The organism is Corynebacterium sp., from assembly GCF_012837295.1.
GTDB lineage: Bacteria > Actinomycetota > Actinomycetes > Mycobacteriales > Mycobacteriaceae > Corynebacterium.
Genome location: NZ_DURI01000133.1, coordinates 1 through 6,222, shown reverse-complemented (window position 1 = coordinate 6,222; position 6,222 = coordinate 1). Strand labels below are relative to the sequence as shown.

General features: G+C 66.8%; 6 protein-coding genes. 4 read left to right on the top strand and 2 right to left on the bottom strand.

All coding sequences use genetic code 11. From position 1 onward, the window contains the following. Positions 1-367, bottom strand: a 367-nt coding sequence (locus GX015_RS04530; RefSeq protein WP_291343122.1) for a SulP family inorganic anion transporter, incomplete at its 3' end; no start/stop codon positions are given. 174 nt (positions 368-541) lie between these two features. On the opposite strand from GX015_RS04530, the gene GX015_RS04525 reads away from it, so the two are divergent. Then, complete coding sequence (locus GX015_RS04525; protein ID WP_291343121.1) at positions 542-946, top strand: MerR family transcriptional regulator; 405 nt, start codon at positions 542-544, stop codon at positions 944-946. Here GX015_RS04525 and GX015_RS04520 read toward each other — a convergent pair. Further along, positions 933-4,463 carry an exonuclease domain-containing protein gene (locus GX015_RS04520; RefSeq protein WP_291343119.1) on the bottom strand — a complete coding sequence of 1,177 codons (3,531 nt, stop codon included), beginning with the start codon at positions 4,461-4,463 and terminating at the stop codon, positions 933-935. The genes GX015_RS04525 and GX015_RS04520 overlap by 14 nt on opposite strands. Before the next feature lie 140 nt (positions 4,464-4,603). On the opposite strand from GX015_RS04520, the gene GX015_RS04515 reads away from it, so the two are divergent. From GX015_RS04515 to GX015_RS04505, 3 genes are all read left to right on the top strand, one after another. Then, positions 4,604-4,855 (top strand): hypothetical protein, encoded by a 252-nt coding sequence (locus tag GX015_RS04515; protein ID WP_291343117.1) that lies wholly within the window; start codon positions 4,604-4,606, stop codon positions 4,853-4,855. A 62-nt stretch (positions 4,856-4,917) separates the two neighbouring features. After that, positions 4,918-5,715: a pirin family protein gene (locus GX015_RS04510; RefSeq protein ID WP_291343115.1), complete on the top strand. Its 798-nt coding sequence runs from the start codon at positions 4,918-4,920 to the stop codon at positions 5,713-5,715. Between the two features lie 108 nt (positions 5,716-5,823). Next, positions 5,824-6,222, top strand: a 399-nt coding sequence (locus tag GX015_RS04505; RefSeq protein WP_291343113.1) for a Gfo/Idh/MocA family oxidoreductase, incomplete at its 3' end; no start/stop codon positions are given.

Here is a 6,222-nt window from a genome sequence, read left to right as displayed (position 1 = left end):
GGTCGCGCACGAGCGGCACGATGACCAGCGCGATCGAACCGGCCGCGCCGGAAATCATGGCCGGCCGACCGCCGGTGAACGCGATGGTCACCGCAACCGCGAAGGACGCGAACAGACCCAGCCGCGGGTCGACTCCGGCGACGATGGAAAACGAGATCGCCTCCGGGATCAGCGCCAGCGCGACGACGAGCCCGCCGAAGACCTCCTTGCGCAGCCGCACGGGCGAGGAGAACGCGAACTTGAACGAGTCCACGACCCCCACGGGCGCGTCCGGCTCGGGCCGGCGGTCCGTGCGGCGCGCGTCGTCGTGCGGGGTTTCGTGCTTTACGACGTCGCGGCGTGCGGCATCGTCGGCGCTGTTCGTCATTGATGGCCTTCCGGAAAACGGGGGACGATCCGCCGCGGCAAACCCTCCCCCAACGTGAGAATCGAACCTACCGTAGCGGTAGAGTTCGCCCCCGACCAATCGACGGGCCATTCGCCGCAACCGGAGGCCCCGGGGCGCTGGGTAGCATCGGGGGCGGACACCGGAGGAGAAACGATGAGCGACACGAACGACGGCGCGCCGCTGATGAAAATCGGCGAAGTCGCCGAACGCACCTCCCTGTCGATCCGCAGCCTCCGCCACTACGACGAGATGGGCCTGGCCAGCCCGTCGGCGTACTCCCCCGGCGGTTTCCGCCTGTACACCGAGGCCGACGTCGAGCGGTTGTTGACCATCCGCCGCATGAAGCCCCTCGGTTTCCCGCTGGAGCGGATGCGGGAGTTCGCCCGCGCCGTCGATGCGCTCCACGACGACCCCGCCGACGCCGACGCCGCCGCGGTCGTCGAGTCCGTCCGCGACGAAACGGCGGAGCGACTGCGCAAATTGCGCAAGCACCTGGCCTACGCCGAGGAGTTCTCCGACATCGTCGACGACGTCAGCACCCGGTTCACAGTCCCCTGACCAGTTCGGCGAGGTCCTCATCCCGGCGATGGCGCAGACGGGACACCGTCTTTCGGCGAGCAGCATCGGCCGACAGGTCCATCGCTTCATTGACTACGCCGAGCACCTCGTCGATGTCCGCATCGGCATCGCAGATGTCGTCCAGCCCAGTGGCGTTGAGCAGTTCCGCTATCCCGGTAAGACCTTCCCGGCGGGGCGTCGCCGGCACGACGTCGAATTCATCGCCGAAGATCAGCCAGACGCGGTCCCCCTCGGAACAACCGAGGTCCGTCATGAAGCGGGAGATTGTGCCGGTGTTGGTCATCGACCGCCCCCACGACACCCTCTGGTCACCGAGTCGACTCGGCATCTGGATGGACTCCCCGAATTCGAGTCCACAATGCACCGCCACCCCGACCGGGATCTGGGACCCGGAACCACGGAGATGGTCACGGGTCACGGTGACCAACAGACTCCACTTCCCGTCCCGGCGGTACAACGCCCGGGTTTCCTCCGGCGTAGCGCGGACCGTGGGCTTTTCATCTGCCCCCGCGCGACGCACCCGTCGGTCTTCGATGACGAATTCCGGAGTCGAGGCGTACGCGAGGATCGAACGATGTGACACCCCAAACCGATCGGCGTCGGCGTTCAGGTCTTCGAGGGCGACATACCCGTCTTCCGATTCATCGATGCGGCGATTGATCAAATCGAAGATCGTAGTCCATTCTTCTTCGCCCCATTCCGCCAATGCCCAAGTACCGCGTCCACATCGAACGATCTGGTCCGAGACGCTCAGCGCGTTGGAAATCGACGTAAGAGATCGATTCCCCAGAGCCCGATGAAGTTCTTCCGTGGTCAATGGACGTTCGGCCAAAAAGAGTTCGGTCGCCGCACGCTCGGGAATACTGGCGATGCGGGTGAAAACTCTGTCCCCTCGGACCTCGACATTCGTCGTATCCCGGAGACGCTGCTCCAAAACTGACCGATCAAGACCGGACATGCTCGCTACGACATCGATGTCGACGATCCCGTAGCCGTCCGCGCATGATTCCAGCGCAGCAGCGATGTCCGCGTCGACATCACCCAACAAGAACCAACCATCCTCGACACGCCATTCAGCCGCGGCTCCCGCCACCGTTGCGGGCAACACGTCGAGAAGGCGGGCCTCGACGGTACTCGGCTTTGCTTCGAGTCCGGGCCAAACCCCCAGGAGATTGGCTTCGGGGGTACAGGGCCCGAAGCGGACGGCAAGGGCGGCATGGATCATCTCGCAGGCAGGGCCCGCCGACGCAAGATCGCCGAGCACTTTCTTCTCCAACTGGCGAACCCGTTCCCGTGTGACGCCGAAATCCCTTCCGAGTTCCTCGAGCGTCCGATTGTGGGCGACTCGCCCTTCGACGATGGCCGCGCGGCGGGGGTCCCCAACGCCGACTGCTTCGTCGATCTCGGCCAATGCCCGGTTGAAAACGCGTTCGACCGGATCCACCGCCTCGTCCAACGCGTCCCGCACGAGCCCCGGCGGAGTGCCCAATACGTCCGGTTCGCGTGACGTCGGCCATCCGCCGATCAACGCCACCCAGCCGGCAACGATTTCGTCGGCGTCAAGTGCCCCGACGGTGCTGGACGCCGACTCCGAGTACATGTCGAACGTCGGCGAGAGGGCTGCACCATAGAAATCGTCCTCTTCATCGGCCCCAGCGCCGTCGTAAAGCTCCGAACCCGCATCGGCAGGAACCGTCCCGGCATCGCCGTCGAGGGCTTCGGCATCATCGATGGCCTGCAGGACCGTCGCGTAGACGAACGAGCGGAGCTTGACCCGCCCGACATGGCGCAACTCGCGGAGATCCTCGGCCGACGCGGCGAGCGGTTCCGGGAACTCCGTGAACCACATCGCGGTCGTCTTCAAAGTCATGTCAACGCCATCGGGACGGGTGGAGGGTTCGAGCACCGGGGACATCGCATGCAACGGGACATCCGCGCGATACGTCAGCCACGATTCCACGACACCGGCAGCATCGGCCCGCGTTTCGGGGACGTCGCCCAACCACGGGAAGATCTGCCCGAGGTCCAGCACCGCAACGTCGGCGATGGTGTCCCCGGGGACGTCGACGACGGGAACGGTCGAATCGGGAGCCGTCTCCCCCACCTGGTCCCCGTGGTCCTCCGTCGTCGCTCGCGCCTCATCTGCGGCGTACGGAGTTCCTGCCGTCGCCGTCCCCGCCTCATCGAGCATGTCGGCGAGCATTTTCGCGAACTCGCGTTCGCCCACCACCGGAACCCCGAGGTCCCGGGCTTTCTTCGCCTTGCGCGACATCGATGAAACGTCGGCCGCGACGACCACGCGGCTGCGCTTGCACACCCCACCCACGTCGAGTCCTGCATCAGTCGCCCGGCGCGACCACTCTTCACGCGGAATCGCCATCGCGCCGGTGAACGTCACCCGGTCGCCGGGTTGGAGCGCGATGTCCGCGTCACCACCGTTGCGGGCCTCGTCGACATCCCCCGCTTCACCCGTGTCGCGTCGAACCGTCGTCCAGGAACCCAACGGTTCCGCCAGCCACACGGCGGCGCGCGCCCGACCGATCGACAATTCGTCGGCGATGGTCAATAGCCGCTCACGTTCGTCGGAGGTGACCACTCCGTCCGCCCATGCCTCGACGGACACCTGGCGGAGGTAAAGCTCGTGGAGCTCCGCGACGTCGTCGTCCGAGAGCTCGAGCTGATGGGCGGTGTCCAGCAGCTGCGCGATCTCGTCATCGTCGAGCCGGTGGTCGACCATCGCGTCGGCGAGGAGCGTCATGTACTGGTCTGCGGCGTCGTCGCCGATACCCGGGGCCGCATCGGTGATGCGCCGCATCCAATCATCGGCGCGAGACGCATTACCGCCGTCCGATTCGTGGCCGTCACCGGCACCGTCGCCCTCATCCGCAAACAATCCGTCATCGCGGACCAGGAGCGGCACGGTCGACGGCGGCAGCACCGCGAGATCGAAATCATCCAGGCTCAATGGTTCGGCGTAAGCGAGATCGTCGGTCATCCACGGCAAAAGGTACGCCAGCAGGCATGCGGTGGCGTCGGCATCGGCGAGCGCGGTATGCGCGGCCGCATTCTCCACGTCGATGTTCTCCAGGCACGCCGCCAGCTTGTACGACGGTCCCGGCAAGATCCCCTTCGCCGAACGCATCGTGTCCAGCAACCATCCGCCCTCGGCGGGAAGGTGCAGGCCCGCGCGGGCGAATTCGTTGGTGAGGAACCGCTTTTCAAAGGAAGCATTGTGCGCCACGACGACCCGCCCGTTCAGGAGGTCCGCGAGTCGCAGGGCAATGTCCTCGAACCTTGGCGCGTCGACGAGGTCCGACGCGGTGATCCCGTGCACGAAGCCGTTGTCGAAGCCCCGGTTGGGCTGTACCAGCGTCCGCCATCGCTTTTCGACGCGACCCGCCGCATCCGCCAACACGACCCCCACCTCGATGATCCGGTCCGCGTTGGAGAAGCCCGTGGTCTCCAGGTCGATGACGGCGAAAGAATGGTTGCTCATGCGTGGGCCTCGGCGGTTTCTCGTGAGATGACACGGGCCGCTGATTAAGTGACCCGACCATCGGTTATATCCCAGCCAATACCGAAGGATCTCCGTGGGAAGCCCGGATGGGGGCGAATCTCACAACGTAAAGTCGTGGCATGGCCAAGAAGATCGACGTCAAGAAGTCCCTGTCCGGCAAGCTCTCCGAATGGAAGGAGTTCAGCCTGCCGGCGAAGATCGGCATCATCTCGGCGGTCGTCGCCGAGCTGGCGGCGAAGGTCGGCGTGTGGCGCGACCTTGCCGGCCGCCCGGCCGACAAGGTGCGCGGCCCGAAGTGGCTGTGGTTCGCGCTGAGCTTCATCAACTCCTTCGGCCCCGGCGCGTACTACCTCGTCGGCCGGAAGAAGTAGCGTTCGCGCGGCCAGGGCAATCCACCCTGGACTTCCGCGGCCGAACCACTAGGATAGTTGACATGTCACCATCCAGTGCCGTCGCCCCCACCGAGATCCACATCATCCGCGCCGCCGACCGCTCGACGTGGCGCGATTCGGCGTTGCTGTCGCGCCAGTCGTTCCCGGCGACGGGCAGCTTCGACCTCGAGGGCAACGCCTTCGGCCTGCTGATGGTCCACAACGACGACGTCGTCGCGCCCGGCGAGGGCTTCGACATGCACCAGCACCGCGACGTCGAGCTGGTCACGTGGGTGATGGAGGGCCGCCTGCGCCACCGCGACGACGGCGGCATGGAGGGCTCCGCCGCCGGTGCCGAGTCGATCCTCTCCCCCGGCATGGCGCAGCGCGTCAGCGCCGGCCGCGGCATCCGCCACTCCGAACTCAACGCCTCCGGCTACCTCGACGGCAAGAAGCTGCGGGTCATCCAGGCCTGGCTGCCGCCGGACGAACTCGGCGCCGCCCCCTCACATGACGAGGCCGACCTCAACGACGCACTCGCCGACGGCACGCTGGTCCCGGTCGCGTCGGGCACGCCGGGCCTCGCGCCGCTGACCATCGGCACCACCGGCGCCACGCTGCGCATCGGCCGCCTCCCCGCCGGCCGCACCGTCGACGTGCCGCTGTCGCGGTTCACCCACTTCTTCGTCGCCTCCGGCTCGATGTCGCTCGGGGACGAGACGCTTTACGACGGCGACGTCGCCCGCATCACGGCCGACGGACCAGATTCGGCCGATTCAGACCAGGCTGCTCAACTGCCCGCGACCGCCGTCAACGATGCCGAGGTACTGGTCTGGACGATGGACCGCGGCATCGGCTGACCCCACGAAACGGCAACGGATGACGGCGTCGCACAGGACGCCGACGGACGCCCGGATGGCGCCGCATACCCTGGCGGCACCACCGGACCGCGCGTACCGTCGGCGTTGATGACTGACATTAACCAGACCTCATCCACGTCCGATTCCCGGCTCAACGCCTCGTCCGACTCCCAGGCGGCACCCTTCCGCTTCGCGGTCGTCGGCGTCGGCCAGATCTCGCAGCAGGCCTTCATCCCGGGGCTGCGCAGCCTCCCCGATGCGGAAGTCGCCGCCGTGGTTACCAGCTCGGAGGCCAAGGCGCGGGCCGTCGCAAAGCAGGAAGGCGCCGGTGCCGGGCCCGACGATGACCCGGACGCTCACGGCCGGGCCACCGCCGACGGCGTCGCGGTGTACGACTACGACGAGTTCCCGCAGCTGCTCGAGCGCGGCGACATCGACGGCATCTACGTGGCCACGCCCGTGTTCCGGCACCGCGAGTTCGCCGAACCCGCGCTCGAGGCGGGCATC

Excerpts from the sequence above, each read along its gene's own strand:
- GX015_RS04515 (WP_291343117.1), top strand. The coding sequence starts at position 4,604 with ATGGCCAAGAAGATCGACGTCAAGAAGTCCCTGTCCGGCAAGCTCTCC.
- GX015_RS04510 (WP_291343115.1), top strand. The coding sequence starts at position 4,918 with ATGTCACCATCCAGTGCCGTCGCCCCCACCGAGATCCACATCATCCGC.
- GX015_RS04525 (WP_291343121.1), top strand. The coding sequence starts at position 542 with ATGAGCGACACGAACGACGGCGCGCCGCTGATGAAAATCGGCGAAGTC.
- GX015_RS04520 (WP_291343119.1), bottom strand. The coding sequence starts at position 4,463 with ATGAGCAACCATTCTTTCGCCGTCATCGACCTGGAGACCACGGGCTTC.